Source organism: Agreia bicolorata, from assembly GCF_000938265.1.
Classification (GTDB): Bacteria; Actinomycetota; Actinomycetes; order Actinomycetales; family Microbacteriaceae; genus Agreia; species Agreia bicolorata.
In genome coordinates, this window is sequence record NZ_JYFC01000009.1 from 1 (window position 1) to 14,159 (window position 14,159).

A 14,159-nucleotide genomic window follows, 5' to 3' on the forward strand; every position below is an offset into this window, starting at 1 on the left:
CACCCAGGCCCTCCTCTTCGACCTCCACGGAGGAACCCTGAAGCCCCTCCAGACCGGCCCGAACGACACCGCCATCCTCGAAGGCACCACCGTACACATCTCCGCCGACGCCGCAGGCCTCCTCAACGACACCTTCAAGACCGACGCCGTCAAAGCCGGCCTCCTCGTCGGAATCGCCAAAATCACCGTCAACACCAAGTAGTACTACTCCCCTGTGGCCCCCCGCCACACCGAATGGCCCGCCACAGACGTGGCGGGCCATTCGTGCGTTGCGCTAGTCGAGGTTCACCTTCGCGTTCTCACCGACGTCACCGACCGAGCCGGTGACCTTCGACTTCACGAAGCTGATCACCGAGGCGATGCGGCCTCCGGGGCTGTCCCAGTATTCGGCGCCAGAGGCGGAGAACTTCAGCAGGGTCACGTTCGGGTCCTCGGGTCCGTCGGGGAACCAGGCCTCGACGAACGGGTTCCAGTACTCCTTCAGGCGCGCAGGGTCGTCTACCTGCGCAGCCGTTCCGGTGAGCGACACCCACGTATCGTTAGACGCGAACGAGACTCCGGCGACGGGGTTCACGCCGAGCTCTGCGACCTCGTGGGAGTCGCGGGCCACGATAAACCAGAGGTCGCCGTCGAACTCGGCCTCCTGCACGGTGAGAGGGCGCGCGACGAGTTCGCCGAGCGTGTTGACGGTGGTCACCATCGCGAATCGGAAGTCCTTGATGAGGTCGGCGACTTTGGCGACGTCGGCGGATGAATCGGTCATGATGTGTCTCCTTTTGTCGGTACTCCTCCAGCCTCATGCAGTGCGCGAGAGCATGACAGGGGATAGACTTGAGCCCGCAAGGGGAGTATTCCCGCACGGCTGACTCGTCAGTACGGACCCATCGACGGGTTCCGGGCAGCCGGCCTTCACGATTGTGAGGGTGGAAGAGACCTTGGTTCTTCTACACCCGACCGTGGAGATACCCCTATGCAGATCACACCTCTTATCTGGCTCATCACCATCGCCGTGACGATCGCCTTCTTCGTCTTCGAGTTCTTCGTGCACGTGCGCAAGCCGCACGAGCCCACCATCGCCGAGTCGGCCCGCTGGTCGGTCTTCTACATCAGCCTCGCCCTGCTCTTCGGGGTCGGCATCGGCATGGTCTCGGGCTGGAACTTCGGTGGAGAGTACTTCGCCGGCTACCTCACCGAGAAGGCGTTGTCGATCGACAACCTCTTCGTGTTCCTCATCGTGATGACCGGGTTCGCCGTTCCCAAGGCCTTTCAGCAGAAGGTGCTGATGATCGGCATCATCATCGCGCTCATCATGCGCGGCGCGTTCATCGCCGTGGGTGCGACCCTCATCGAGAACGTGTCGTGGATCTTCTACATCTTCGGCGCGCTGCTGCTCGTGCTGGCCTACCGCCAGGCCTTCAGCGACCACGAGTCCGACCCGGCCAACGGCAAGGTCGTGAAGTTCGCCCGCAAGCTTCTGCCGATCACCAACGATTACCACGAAGACAAGATCGCGGTGAAGATCGACGGCAAGCGCTTCTTCACTCCCATGCTGCTCACCATTGTGGCCATCGGCTTCATCGACCTGGTGTTCGCGGTCGACTCGATCCCCGCGATCTACGGACTCACCAACGAGGCATACATCGTGTTCACCGCCAACGCATTCGCACTCATGGGTCTGCGCCAGCTGTACTTCCTGATCGGCGGACTGCTCGAGCGCCTGGTCTACCTCGCCCAGGGGCTCGCGGTCATCCTCGCCTTCATCGGCGTGAAGCTCGTGTTCCACGCCCTGCACGTCAACGAACTGCCGTTCATTAACGGCGGCCAGCACGTCGAGTGGGCGCCCGAGATTCCGATCTGGTTCTCGTTGGTCTTCATCGGCCTCACCATCACGGTGGCCACGGTGCTCAGCCTGCGCAAGACGCGCGGCGACGCCCGACGCGACGAGGCCGAGGTCGCCGTCGACGCGAAAGAGGGCAGGCTCTAGGCCGTAGGGCCGCTCGCGCGGAGCGCATTCCGGATGCGCGCCACGATGATCGCCCGCGCGTCGCGTCCCACGGCGGTCGGCAGCAGCGGGAACACGTGCACCTGTCCGGCTCCCTCGTGGTAGTCGAGCTCGACCCCGGCGGCCGCTGCCTTCTCGACGAGGAGGCGGGCGTCGGGGTTCAGCACGTCGCGTGTTCCCGAGAACAGCGTGATCGGCCCGAGACCCGCGAGCTCTCCATAGAGCGGGCTCACGACCGGGTCGAGCAGGTCGTGATCGCCGCGCCAGTACTCGGCCAGAACCTTGCCACCAGGCGTCGCGAGCCACGGATCGCTGGGCTGTACTCGAGGGATCTCGGGGTTGCTCCAGGTGAGGTCGAGTGCGGGAGAGATGAGCACCGTCTGCGGCAGTGTGATGCCGTGGTCGTCGCGCAGGGCGAGGGCCACCGACAGCGAGATCTGGCCGCCGGCCGAGTCGCCGCCGATGCTCGTGCTGCCGTAGTGCTCGATGCTGTCGCGAACGAGATCGACGACGAATGAGGCGACCTCAGCCGCTGTTCCGAACGGAACCAGCGGGTAGATCGGAAGGATGACCGTGGTGTTCGCCTCGGCGGCGATCTGCGCGGCGAGGTTCCAGTGCTGGCTCACGATCTGGTTCACCCAGCCGCCTCCGTGAACGTAGACGAGGCTGCCTATCGGCGTTCCGATACGAGGCGCGACCGTGTACACGGGCCAGCCGTCGCGATGCTCGACGTCGACACGAACATCCGGATGCAGGTGGCCGGGTGGCGCGTACGACGTCGGCCTGAGCTCGCGGGCCCGCACGTGGCGCCGCGCCTCGTCGGCCGAGACGAAGATGCGGTTGGCGCGCGTGAGTCGTAGGGCGGGAGCGACGATGCTGCTCGGAAGGGTGACCATGACTTCTATTCTGATTCGCGTTCCTGTGCCGCGGCGTCGAGAGCGCGCAGATAGTCTGCGTTGCCCCGAAGGGCGGGTTCGTAGCGGTCGATGTCGGGCGAGTGGATGCGATCGGCCGCCAGCGCGAGCAGCTCGGCGACGGCCGCATCGCTGCGCGACGCCGCGTGCAGCGACAGCGCAAGGAAGACGCGCAGCGAATCGGACTCAGGAAACTCGGAGCAGGCCTCGCGCAGAACGACTATGGACTCGTCGAAGAGTCCGAGGTTTCGCAGAGTGCTGCCGTATTGCAGCAGGCAGCGACGGCGCGTATCGCCCTGCAGGCCCGCAGCGAGGGCGCGTTCGTAGAAACCGCGCGCTCGTTCCTCTTCGCCCGCGGTGTCGTAGGCCCCGCCGACCTCATAGATCGCCTCCGGATGATCGGGGTACTGGGCCAGCAACGCCGTGACGTACTCGATCGTCGGGGCCATGTTGTTTCGGTCGCGGCGCGCGTAGCCCTCGGCGATCGCCCGCTGCAGATCGTCTTCGTTACCCGAACGCAAGGGCGTCACCTGTCTCGAGCAGCGATTTGAGGCTCGACAGCACGATCGGCCAGCCGTCTGTCACGCCCGCGAGGACCGCGCTGCCTGCCTCGAATCCGGTGTGGGTGATCGTGAGTTTCGTCTGCGCTCCGGCGGGCTCGATGTCGAAGGTGGCCGTCGAGCGCTTCTCCGATGCAAGCGCTGCTAGCAGCTCTGTGGAGTCGCCGACGGCCTCTCCGAACTCCGGGGTGAATGTCTGCCAGGTGAACGAGAGCCGGTGCGGCTTGTCGAACAGGAGAACGACCTGCTCCGCATCCACGATGTCGACGCCCGCGACATGCCAGGTCATCGTCGACCCGACCGCCCAATCGGTGCTGTGCGTGAGAAACCAGAACTGGCTCGTCAGCGACGGATCGGTGAGCGCCTGCCAGATGCGTTCCGGCGTCGCGCGAACGTAGATCGTGTAGGTGAAGGATTCGGCTGACATGCTCCCGACGGTAGCGGATGCCCATGGGCGCCGACAGGGTCGTTCATTCGTGAGCTGGATCCCGGCCGATAGGCGCGGGCGTCAGACCTTGATCGTCGACACGGGGTAATCGAGAATCCTGCTGTCGGCGGTGACCAGTGTGAGTCCCTCGGAGAGTGCCTGAGCAACGAGCATTCGATCAAATGGATCGCGGTGTAGATCAGGCAGGCCTGCAAGCACCGCAGCATGCGCGGCTGTGATGGGCAGGTCGACATAACCGTTCGCCTGCAGTCCTGAGCGCAATGCGACCACGTCGACATCGAAATCGGGTCGCGCAAGAGAGTTCTTGATCGAGATCTCCCAGTGCGTGGCGGCGCTGACGACGAGTGTGTTCTCGGTCGACTGGAGCAGTGCGCGTATTTGTGGCGTCAGGCGAGGGCTGTCGGTCGCGGCCCAGAGCACCACGTGTGTGTCGAGCAGGAGCCTCATTCGTCGGTGGAGAACATCGCTGCGATTTCGTCTGCGGCGAGAGAGTCTGTGTCGTCGGGAAATACGGCTGTCGAGGTGAGAAAACCGATGCGCTGCTGAATAACGTGCTCGGCGGGGCTCAGGGATATGAGCTTCGCGACAGGGCGGCCTGCCTTGGCGATGATGATCGTCTCACCTGCTTCGGCGGCCGATACAAGGCGTGAGAAGTGTGTTTTGGCGTCGTGCATGTTCACGGTTCGCATGGCACTCCTCGCCGATGGACTTAGTCCGTCTAGTCTAGTCCACCGGTATGCGAGTGGCGCGACGAGTGCTGTGCGGAATTACGGTGGGGGCGCCCGATTCGTCGTCGATCATCACGGTGGCAGAGAGCCCGAAGACCTCGCGCAGCATCTCGACGGTGATCGTCTCCTGAGGGGTGCCGACTGTGACGACTCGCCCCTCTTTCATCACGATGATTCTGTCGCTGTAACGCGCGGCCAGGTTCAGGTCGTGCAGAACCATGAGCACTGTCCTGCCGAGCTCGTCGTTGAGCCGATCCACGAGATCGAGCACATCGACCGCGTGGGCGAGATCGAGATAGGTCGTCGGCTCGTCGAGCAACAGGATCTCGGTTCCCTGCGCGAGCGTCATCGCTATCCAGGCCCGTTGGCGCTGTCCGCCCGAGAGCTCATCGATCGGCCTGCCTGCGAGGTGCGTCATGCCGGTGAGCGCGAGCGCGGCGCCGATCTCCGCCTCGTCATCGCTCGACCACTGCCGGGCCCAAGACTGATGGGGGTGCCGCCCCCGGCTCACGAGTTCTGCCACGGTGAGTCCTTCGGGGGCACTCGGTGCCTGCGGCAGAATCGCGACTCGACGGGCGATGTCGCGCGTGCGCATCCCGTCGATGGGCGCCCCGTGCAGCAGAATCTCACCCTCGCGGGTTCGAAGCAGCCGACCGAATCCGCGAAGAAGGGTCGACTTGCCACAGCCGTTCGGGCCGATGATCGTGGTGACCGAGCCCGCCGGGATCGATACGTTCAACCCGTCGATGATCGACGACCGGCCGTATCCGAGGGTGATGTCTCGAGCGACGAGCGGCGAGGAAGGCTCGGTCATGCGGCGGCTCTCCGATTCGTGCGGATGATCAAGTAGATGAGGAACGGCCCGCCGATAGCCGTGGTCACGATCCCGACCGGAAGGGGCGACGGCAGAAGCGTGCGGGCGATGAGATCGCTGGCCGTCACGAGGCACGCTCCCATGAGCGCGGATATGAGAAGCGGAGGAGCCGCTGCGCCCGTGACGCGCAGCGCTATCTGAGGCGCGACGAAGGCGACGAAGCCGATGGGCCCGGCCGCAGAGACGCTGAACGCAGTGAGACCGACCGCGATGATGAGCAGCACCGTCTTGCTCGCGCCGACGCGCACCCCGAGCGCGGCGGCGGAGTCGTCACCCAGCATCAGTGCGGGCAGCGATCGAACGACCACGATCGACAGCGCCGAAAAGAGCCCAACGGCGACGGTGACGGGCCAGAACTGTTCCCAGGTGCGGCCTTCGAGCGATCCTGTGAGCCAGACCGTCGCCTCCGTGGCCTGCGCGATTCGCGCGCCCGCCAGCATCCAGGTGGTGAGAGCCACGAGCACCGCATTGATCGCGATACCGACGAGGATCAGGCGGAATCCGTCGACACCGCCGCGCCATGCGAGCGTATACACCAGAACGGCCGCGATGAGGCCTCCGGCGAGAGCGGCGGCGGGCACGGCGACGACGGTTCCGACGATGGTGTTCGACCCCAAAACGATCACGGTCAGGGCGCCGACACCGGCGCCCGCACTGACACCGAGGATGTCTGGGCTCGCGATGGGATTGCGCGTGACGGTCTGCGTGAGGGCGCCGGCGAAGCCGAGCGCCACACCGACGAGCACACCGATCGCGGTCCTCGGCGCGCGCAACTGCAGAATCGTGAAACGATCGAGCGGGTCGCCGCCACCGAGCAGCACGTCGGGCACGCTGAACAACGGCACAGGGTAGTCACCGGTTGCGAGGCTGATGCCCGCGGCGAGCAGGAGAACGGCGACCAGAACGACGAGGATGACGGCTCGTCGCGGCAACCAGAGGCGCGAGAAGGATCCGATGCGTAGGGGCCGCGGTGAGCCGGCTCCATCGCGTGGTTCGGGGACAGGCGCACGGGGCGCGAGCTCGCTGAGAGTCTTCATAGCGCGGCCAATCGCCGGCGCCGGATGAGCGCGATGAAGACGGGGCCGCCGATCAGCGCGACCACGATGCCCACCTGCAGTTCGCCGGGTCGCAGCATCAGCCGGCCCACGACATCCCCCACGCACAGCATGAGTGCTCCGAGCAGCCCCGAGTACGGCACTGTCCAGCGGTAATCGCTTCCTACGATCGCCCGCGCCATGTGCGGGGCGACCAGGCCAACGAAGCCGATCGGGCCGCACGCGGCGGTGGCCGCGCCGGCGAGAAGGGTGATGGCCAGGATGCCGGACGCCCGGTGAGCGCGGATGTTCAGGCCGAGACCCACAGCGAGGTCGTCGCCGGTTGCGAGGAGGTTGAGACCGGGTGCACTGAGTAGTGCGATCACTGTTCCTGCAGCCAGAAAAGGCAGCAGCGGCAGCAGCACATCGAGCCCGCGGCCTGCCACCGATCCGACGATCCAGAAACGATACGAGTCCAGAGTCGACTCATCGAGAAGAACCAGCGCGCTCGTGATCGACCCGAGAAACGCGGCCAGGGCGGCGCCGCCGAGCACGAGGGTCATGGGGGAGCGCATCCCGCGACCGGCGGACGAGATGCCGAAAACCGCGGCGCTCGCGGCGAGCGCGCCTGCGAAGGCGAACCACACGTATCCGGCCGGTGTGGAGACGCCGAGCACGTAGATGGCGACGACAACAGCGCAGGCGGCTCCCGCACTGATGCCGAGGATGCCGGGGTCGGCAAGCGCGTTGCGTGTGTGCCCCTGGATCAGCGAGCCGGCAGCCCCGAGGGCGAAGCCCACCACGATCGCGAGGATGGTTCGGGGGAATCTGATCGAGCGGACGATCAGCTCCGCATCGCTTGCGCCGGTGTCGTATGGGGGAAGGAGGGCGGCGCCGACATCGGCGATGCTCAAGGGGCGCGATCCGATGGCAAGGCTCGCGAGTGCGGCGATGAGCAACAGGACGACAAGAGCAGGAAGCCAGCCGATGCGACGCAGCCGTAGTGCCCTGATCGGATCGTCGGGCTGATGCGGCACGAAGCCGTCGAGCTGTGCCGTCTCGCGGAGTACGACGTGCCGTCGAGTCAGAGGCGAGAGGCTGCGCCAGATTCCGAGTGGCGCGCCTTCGAGGTTTCGGGCGATGAGCCCGCACCACTGCTTGCCTACGGTTGCGCCGGTTCGGCCCTGCTTGACCCCGAGGTTGCCGACGAGAACAGCGATGCTGGCCAGAACGGCCACGCTGCCGAAGACGAAGCGGTCGGCCGACCCGCCCCCGCGAAGGTCACTCAGAGAGGCGACAATCAGCATCCCGACCACGGCCGGTGCCGCGATCGCCGCGAGATCGATTACGGCGGCGGCGACTCGCCGGGCGCCGATGCCCTGTCGACGCGCGGGGGCCGGAGGCAGCTCGTGAGGAAGATCTTCGGGGAGTGGGCGCAGGTCGGCGAGAGTCATTCCTGCCTCCTCGGCCGCGGGTCGGAGGGAGCCGGGTTGCATCCGCGATCCGATGTACTTAGGTTAGCCTAAGCTATAAACGCTGCCGAATAATCGGTGCAGCGCCGCCTCCCTCCACACGAAAGATCGTTGATGACCTCGAGCTCTCCCACTGCCGCGCCCATTCGAGCCCGCCGCCGCGCTATCGCATCAGCGGCGGTCGTCGTCGCAGCTCTTGTCGCTGTCACGGGCTGCTCGGCCGGGGCCGGTGCGACGACAGCTGTGAGCGATGTCAAGACGCAGACCATCGACGACTACTTCGGCTCGGTCGACGTTCCTGTCGAGCCCCAGCGCGTCGTTGCGGGAGATCCTGTGTCGCTGGCGATCATGCTCTCGCTCGGCGTCAAGCCGGTGGCCGCATCGTTCAGCCCGACATCGCTTCCGAGTCACCTCGCCGACAAGGCCGAGGGCATCGAGAACATCGCCGGCGAAGGCGGCGGGTTCGACCCCAACCTTGAAGCGGCATTGGCCGAGAAGCCCGACCTGATAGTTCTCGACACGGGATACACCGGCGAGGGTGACAAGGCGTGGAACAAGAAGACCTATGACCTCGCGACCGCGAGCGGCGTGCCCACCTTCGGCTACGCGTTCGACGATGGAGTCTCATTCGACGACCTGAAGCACGGGGTCACAGAGGTGGCCTCGGTGCTGGGAAAGAAGGAGGCTGGCGAGAAGCTGATCTCAGGCCTGGAGCAGCGAATGACCGACCTGGCGGCGCGCGTCAAGAGCGCCGGACTGTCGGACAAGCCTGTATCCGCCGTTCGACTGAGCGACGGTGGCAACTACTCCATCCGCGTCGGCACCAGCGAGAGCATCGCGTTCCGAGCCCTCGGCATCGCCCAGCCTGAGGGGCAGCAGGATCCCAGTCTGTTCCGCATCGAGCTCACCGCAGAGAACCTCAATGAACTCGCCAAGGCCGACACGCTCTTCGTCTACGTCGACGACAACTCTCCCGCCGAGAAAGAGAAGTTCACGTCGTCTCCGCTCTGGCCCACACTGCCTGCCGTGCAGGCGAACCGCGTGCACTGGGTTTCGTCCGGTGTGTGGAACTCCTCCGACCCGGTCGGCCTCGACAAGATTCTCGACGATATCGAGAAGGACTTCATCGAGCCGGCCGAGCAGCAGGGCTGATATGGCGGCGCGTGACAGTAAGGCGGCAGAGTCGACGCCCGGGTACTTCCGTGCTCGGGTCGCGGGCGTCGAACAGATATCGCCCTCTCTTATTCGCGTTCACTTCGATGGTCCGGGATTGGCCGGCTTTCCTTCGACGGGAGTGCCGGACGAGTCCATCCGGCTGTACTTTCCACGAGACGGCGAGGTCGAGCCGCCGCCGATGACGGTCCGAGATGGAGTGCTGGGCCATCACGATGACGATGACGCTCGCGAGTGCCGTACTTACACGGTGCGCCACTGGCAGCAGGAGCGTCTGTCGATCGACTTCGTCACCCACGGCGATGGCGTCGCCTCGTTGTGGGCAGCCGCAGCCCGCGTCGGCGACATGCTGGGCATCTGGGGTGTGCGCTCGTGGTACGCACCACCGGCCGACACCGCCTGGCAGCTTCTCGTCGCCGACCTCCCCGGCCTGCCCGCGCTGATGCGCGCGCTCGAGCGCCTCGAGGAGGGGGAGCGCGCGCACGCGATCGTCGAGGTCGCACATGCCGACGACAGGGTCGACGTCGTCACGAAGGGAGACGTGACGATCGATTGGCGCGTAGCCGGCAACGGGCGAGCATCGTCAGAACTCGCGGATGCTGTGCGGGCGTATGCGCTGCCCGACGGCCCGGGCTATGCCTGGTTCGCCGGCGAGGCGGCGGCGGGCAGAGAGATTCGCAAACATCTGCGCAACACCTGTGCGATGCCGGTCGGCCGCATGTCGATCATCGGATACTGGCGAGCAGACAAGGAGCAGTGGCTTGAGCGGTATGCGCCGCTGGAGGACAGGCTGCTCGTCGAGTACGACGAACTTGTGAGCTCCGGGGTCGACGAGACCGCCGCTGAGATCCACTGGGACGAGATGCTCGAGCGAGCCGGGCTCTAAGTCTCTGAGTCAGAGAGTCTCTCGGTCGATACGGGCGGGCGGCCGAATCGGTGGCTACAGTGGAGATGTGAGTTTCTCCTGTTCATCGGTGTCGCCCTTCGGGCGTGAGGGGGTTGCCGGCCGTCTTCTCGCCGGCATCAGATAACCCTGTTCCTCAGCCGCTCGCGTTCAACGTGGGCGGCCAAGCGGTGTGCGAGCCGGCCGATGTCGGGCACGTTCTGTGTGCGCATGCCGTCCGAATGGACATCCGCCCGACGGCTTCGAGCCGCGGGCCGACACTGATTGGCAACTCATCATGTTTTCCCTGAACGACAAAACAATCCGCGACTCCTTCGTGAACGCGTCCCGCAAAGAACTCTCCGACCTCACGCTGCCCGCCGGCTTCGCCGAGATCGACTGGTCGAAGCTCGACTACTTCGGCTGGAACGACCCGAAGCGCCCACGCCGCGCGTACGTCGTGGTTCCGGTTGGCGAGGTCGCGGTCGGCGTGCTGCTGCGGCGGGCCGACACGAAGCCCGCATCCAGAGCCCAGTGCTCGTGGTGCCAGGATGTGCAGCTGCCGAACGACGTTGTCTTCTTCAGTGCCCGTCGCGCGGGTGCGGCCGGGCGCAACGGCGACACCGTCGGAACGCTCGTGTGCTCGGAGTTCGAGTGCTCGCGCAATGTGCGCAAGCGCCCGACCATGGCGTACATCGGCTTCGACATCGAGGCCGCACGTCTCGACCGCATCGCATCGCTCCAGAGCCGCGCGGCCTCCTTCGCAGAGGACATTCGCGCGACGGACTGACGCGCACCGGCGCATCCATGTGGCGGTAATCGACCCATCTTCGAGGCGGAGGGTCGATTACCGCCAAGTCATGAACGCGAGGTCATGACGGTTTGGCGCATATCGACCTTCCCGAGCAAATATGGGTCGATATGCGCCAAGTGACAGCAGGGTGGGCGGTAGAGGCGGCAGTGTCAGACCCGGTCGCGGTGCTCCTGATACATCTCCGCGAGCATGCGGGTGTGCAGTCCCGACTCCGACGAGTCGTTCGGATCTGCTCCGAAGAGCCAGGTCAGGCCGCGCAGCCCTCGGTTGTCGATGCCGACGAGGGCGACCGCGATCGTCTCGCCTGCATCGGCCTCGCCGCGCGCCCAAGCAAAGGTCTCGGTGAACGTCGCATCCGACACATCGACGGTGCGCACCGCGGCGTCGGGGACCGTGGCGAAGTAGACGCGAAAAAGAGAGGAGTGCTGCTCCCACGTGCTGTCGCGCTCGTCGGAATCCACGATGTTCATGGCATCGAGCCTAGAGCGGCGGCCGAAGCAGACGTACCCTTGCTGCACGAGACAAGGAGGTCGCCGTGACGATATCGCGCCTGCTCGCCCAGATGACGGTGAGCGACTCCGCGCAGTCAATCCCCTGGTATTCGCTGTTGTTCGGGCGCGGGCCTGACGTGCATCCGATGGACGGACTCGTCGAGTGGCATCTGACCGACACGTTCGGGGTTCAGGTGTGGGTCGAGCCCGGGAGGGCCGGTACCTCATGCATGGTGCTCGACGACGACGATCTGGATGCCCGGCTTCAGCTGCTCGACGGCGCCGGCATCGAGAATGGCGGCATCAGGGCGGCCTCGGCCTCTCGGATCCTGCCCGTCGTCGACTCGGACGGCAACCGCATCGTGTTCACTGGCCCCTGAGAGTCAACGGCTGTGGCCGGAGGCCGAACTGGTCATTCCAGCCCACAGCGGGCGTCGGCGCATTCGAGCACGGTTCCTATCCACCGCGGATGCTCCGTATCGGCTCCGACGCGTCGATCGCCCACCGCGATGACGGGTTTCTGGTCGGCAGACAGGCCGAGTGCAAGGCCGCTCGCGAGATACGAATCGTCATCGAACTCGAGCATCGCGAGGCGTGTGGACGTCGAGTTCGTGCACAGCTTGTCGGCGCAGGAGAGAAGGTCGAGCGAACGGCTCTGGGCATCGACTCGCGCGATCAGCGGCCTGCCAGTGGCATCGATCGTGAACGTCGGGGTGCGTGCCTGCGAAATCAGCCTGTCGTGGGACCGGGTCGACGCAGATACATCCGTGGGAATGTCCGTCGCCTTGTACTCGGAGCAGTCCACCGTGAGGCACGTGAACATGCGCATGTCAGTCTGACTCTCTGCCCGCGAGAGGATGACCGGCAATCCGTCAGCGCCGCGCTCGATGCGCGCTCCGAATGTGGTGTCGTAACTCGTGTCGTCTGGATCAGCCGCCAATGTTTCGGGTGTCTCGATGCGTGGCTCGGAGGTGACGCCCGCGGAGATCACTCGAAGGGGAACGACGTCGGGGTCGCGTGAATCGCGGGCATCGACGAGGGTGACGACAGCCGTTCCGTCAGCCATGACAGAGACATCGAGTGTCGCCACGGTCGACTCGCCACCTCTCCAGCTCACCGGAACGCGCCGCTCTGTCGACGTCGTGCATGCATCGTCGTTGCAGAAGTAGATCAATACGTCGGTGTTGATCGAGTTCAGACCGGGCCGCGCAATTGCGGCGATGACGGGATGCTCGCCGTCGGTTGAGATCGCCGCCGCCGTGAGGCGCCGATTGCTGCGTGCATAGACGGAGTCGCCTCCTGAGAAGTACGCGTCATATCCGGAGAGGACTGTGCGGGTGCCCGGCACAGGGCCGCCCTTCGGTGGAGCATCCGGTGACGATTTCGTGCCCCATGCCTCGAGCTCGTCCGCGTCGGACGCAAGAACCTGCAGCTCGAAACGGTCCGGTGTGGAGCCCTGACCCTCCTTCGGCATCCACTGGGCGAACAGCAGGTGATTATCAGGTGTTCCTGCAATGCCTGAACCGAGGATGGATCCTGGTACGAGAGGCACGGAGCAGGCGGCGCCGCCGCAGAGAGTGACGGTGGTCTCTTCGCCACCCAGAACGCTGAGGACGCCGGACCGGTCGCCGACGGCGGTGACGTCGGCGGAATCCCAGATCCTCGGCACCGTCGCGGCCGAGTACGACGCGAGCCTCCACGGGTTCACCACTGCGAGCGGCACCGCGAGCAGGGCAGGAACCAGCAGGACGGCCAGCCCGACCAGCGCGCCCCCGCGGGTTCCGGCATCCGAGTCTTTCTGCGCCCACGACGGCGCGGCGAGGGGAACGATGGGCTCGGTGCCGATGCGGGCACGGGACTCCTCGCGAACGATCACCGCGCGAACCGCTACGGCCGTGAGAACCAGAACGAGTACGGCGGGAACGACGATGCCGAGCGCGTCGGCGACCATGGCGGAGAGCAGCGACTGGTGCATCAGTCCTGTGAGGAGTTTCAGGCCTACGCCGATGCCGCCCACGACCACGGTCGCGATGATCAGATTGACCCGGGGCGTGCGGTCTTCGGTGCGCCCTGAGACGACATCCTTTCCGGAGCGCCATCCGCGCGCCAGAGCCTCACCCCACGATGCGCTGCGTAGAACGAGCTGCGGCCACGCCAGTAAGAGCGGCGCGATCACGATCAGAACGATGAGGGCGAGAACGAGGCCGCCGATCGCCCAGAGGGGAGCGATGGCGAGGGCGACGGATGCGGCAACGGCCGCGACGAAGAGAGCGAGCGCGCCGACGAACGCGAGTGCGACCAGGTCTGGGCGGCGGGCGGCACGGGCCCACGCGGCGCGGGCCGGGAGGCTGGAGTCGGTGGTGTTCGCGATCAGGGAATGGGTCGCGGCGGTGATGCCGAAGGCGTGGCCGACGCAGAGCAGAATCACGGCGATCGCGGCAGTGACGAGCGCCTCGGTCGAGCTGGCCAATTGGGTGAGATTTCCGTTCACGATCACAACGGAGCCGTCTGGCACGATCGACAGCCCCACGACCGTGGCGATGATGGCGGCGACGATCACGGGAACCCCGTACGCCAGCACCGGTGTCGGCGACAGGAAGACAAGCGCCCACGCGCGTGGCGGTCCGTACATGCGGCGGGCGGCATCCCGGGCGGCTTCGGGGGATCGCTCGGCGGGGGTGGTCTCTGGGGCGGGTGTGGTCTGCGGGGCTGAGTCGGGCATCTAAAGGACACTAACAGCGGCCGGATCACCCCCACAGGGGGAGA

Annotated in this window: 16 protein-coding genes and 1 pseudogene; 6 read left to right on the forward strand and 11 right to left on the reverse strand. The window is 65.8% G+C overall.

Going from position 1 to position 14,159, the window contains the following annotated elements; all coding sequences use genetic code 11:
* Positions 1-202, forward strand: a pseudogene (locus tag TZ00_RS16705) (hypothetical protein); the annotation flags it as partial.
* A gap of 72 nt (positions 203-274) precedes the next feature.
* Here TZ00_RS16705 and TZ00_RS16710 read toward each other — a convergent pair.
* Entirely contained in the window at positions 275-763 is a 489-nt protein-coding gene (locus TZ00_RS16710) for a pyridoxamine 5'-phosphate oxidase family protein (RefSeq protein ID WP_044443499.1), read from the reverse strand.
* Between the two features lie 207 nt (positions 764-970).
* Here TZ00_RS16710 and TZ00_RS16715 point away from each other — a divergent pair, with 207 nt between their 5' ends.
* Positions 971-1,984 carry a TerC family protein gene (locus TZ00_RS16715; RefSeq protein WP_044443501.1) on the forward strand — a complete coding sequence of 338 codons (1,014 nt, stop codon included), beginning with the start codon at positions 971-973 and terminating at the stop codon, positions 1,982-1,984.
* Here TZ00_RS16715 and TZ00_RS16720 read toward each other — a convergent pair.
* From TZ00_RS16720 to TZ00_RS16755, 8 genes are all read right to left on the reverse strand, one after another.
* Positions 1,981-2,898, reverse strand: coding sequence for an alpha/beta hydrolase fold domain-containing protein (locus TZ00_RS16720; RefSeq protein ID WP_052521658.1), 918 nt, complete (start codon positions 2,896-2,898; stop codon positions 1,981-1,983). The genes TZ00_RS16715 and TZ00_RS16720 overlap by 4 nt on opposite strands.
* Before the next feature lie 5 nt (positions 2,899-2,903).
* Complete coding sequence (locus TZ00_RS16725) at positions 2,904-3,437, reverse strand: tetratricopeptide repeat protein (RefSeq protein ID WP_044443615.1); 534 nt, start codon at positions 3,435-3,437, stop codon at positions 2,904-2,906.
* On the reverse strand, positions 3,424-3,903 hold the full coding sequence (locus TZ00_RS16730; RefSeq protein WP_044443503.1) for an SRPBCC family protein: 480 nt from the start codon (positions 3,901-3,903) through the stop codon (positions 3,424-3,426). Before TZ00_RS16730 ends, TZ00_RS16725 begins: the two co-directional genes overlap by 14 nt.
* 81 nt (positions 3,904-3,984) lie before the next feature.
* Complete coding sequence (locus tag TZ00_RS16735; RefSeq protein ID WP_044443505.1) at positions 3,985-4,371, reverse strand: type II toxin-antitoxin system VapC family toxin; 387 nt, start codon at positions 4,369-4,371, stop codon at positions 3,985-3,987.
* Positions 4,368-4,613 carry a type II toxin-antitoxin system Phd/YefM family antitoxin gene (locus tag TZ00_RS16740; protein ID WP_044443507.1) on the reverse strand — a complete coding sequence of 82 codons (246 nt, stop codon included), beginning with the start codon at positions 4,611-4,613 and terminating at the stop codon, positions 4,368-4,370. The genes TZ00_RS16735 and TZ00_RS16740 overlap by 4 nt, the downstream gene beginning before the upstream one ends.
* 34 nt (positions 4,614-4,647) lie before the next feature.
* Positions 4,648-5,466, reverse strand: coding sequence for an ABC transporter ATP-binding protein (locus TZ00_RS16745; protein WP_044443509.1), 819 nt, complete (start codon positions 5,464-5,466; stop codon positions 4,648-4,650).
* Entirely contained in the window at positions 5,463-6,563 is a 1,101-nt protein-coding gene (locus TZ00_RS16750) for a FecCD family ABC transporter permease (RefSeq protein ID WP_084606244.1), read from the reverse strand. Before TZ00_RS16750 ends, TZ00_RS16745 begins: the two co-directional genes overlap by 4 nt.
* Positions 6,560-8,014, reverse strand: coding sequence for an iron chelate uptake ABC transporter family permease subunit (locus TZ00_RS16755; protein ID WP_084606246.1), 1,455 nt, complete (start codon positions 8,012-8,014; stop codon positions 6,560-6,562). The genes TZ00_RS16750 and TZ00_RS16755 overlap by 4 nt, the downstream gene beginning before the upstream one ends.
* A gap of 132 nt (positions 8,015-8,146) precedes the next feature.
* On the opposite strand from TZ00_RS16755, the gene TZ00_RS16760 reads away from it, so the two are divergent.
* From TZ00_RS16760 to TZ00_RS16770, 3 genes are all read left to right on the forward strand, one after another.
* A complete protein-coding gene (locus TZ00_RS16760; protein WP_044443511.1) occupies positions 8,147-9,184 on the forward strand; it encodes an iron-siderophore ABC transporter substrate-binding protein in 1,038 nt (345 codons plus the stop codon).
* Position 9,185: 1 nt separating this feature from the next.
* Positions 9,186-10,091 carry a siderophore-interacting protein gene (locus TZ00_RS16765; protein ID WP_044443513.1) on the forward strand — a complete coding sequence of 302 codons (906 nt, stop codon included), beginning with the start codon at positions 9,186-9,188 and terminating at the stop codon, positions 10,089-10,091.
* A 295-nt stretch (positions 10,092-10,386) separates the two neighbouring features.
* Positions 10,387-10,878 carry an FBP domain-containing protein gene (locus tag TZ00_RS16770; RefSeq protein WP_044443515.1) on the forward strand — a complete coding sequence of 164 codons (492 nt, stop codon included), beginning with the start codon at positions 10,387-10,389 and terminating at the stop codon, positions 10,876-10,878.
* A gap of 173 nt (positions 10,879-11,051) precedes the next feature.
* Here the strand turns inward: TZ00_RS16770 and TZ00_RS16775 are convergent, their stop codons facing one another.
* Positions 11,052-11,372 (reverse strand): hypothetical protein, encoded by a 321-nt coding sequence (locus tag TZ00_RS16775; RefSeq protein WP_044443516.1) that lies wholly within the window; start codon positions 11,370-11,372, stop codon positions 11,052-11,054.
* 65 nt (positions 11,373-11,437) lie between these two features.
* Here TZ00_RS16775 and TZ00_RS16780 point away from each other — a divergent pair, with 65 nt between their 5' ends.
* Positions 11,438-11,773: a VOC family protein gene (locus TZ00_RS16780; protein WP_139368839.1), complete on the forward strand. Its 336-nt coding sequence runs from the start codon at positions 11,438-11,440 to the stop codon at positions 11,771-11,773.
* Between the two features lie 32 nt (positions 11,774-11,805).
* Here the strand turns inward: TZ00_RS16780 and TZ00_RS16785 are convergent, their stop codons facing one another.
* Positions 11,806-14,115: a hypothetical protein gene (locus TZ00_RS16785; protein WP_152631244.1), complete on the reverse strand. Its 2,310-nt coding sequence runs from the start codon at positions 14,113-14,115 to the stop codon at positions 11,806-11,808.
* Positions 14,116-14,159 lie beyond the last annotated feature (44 nt).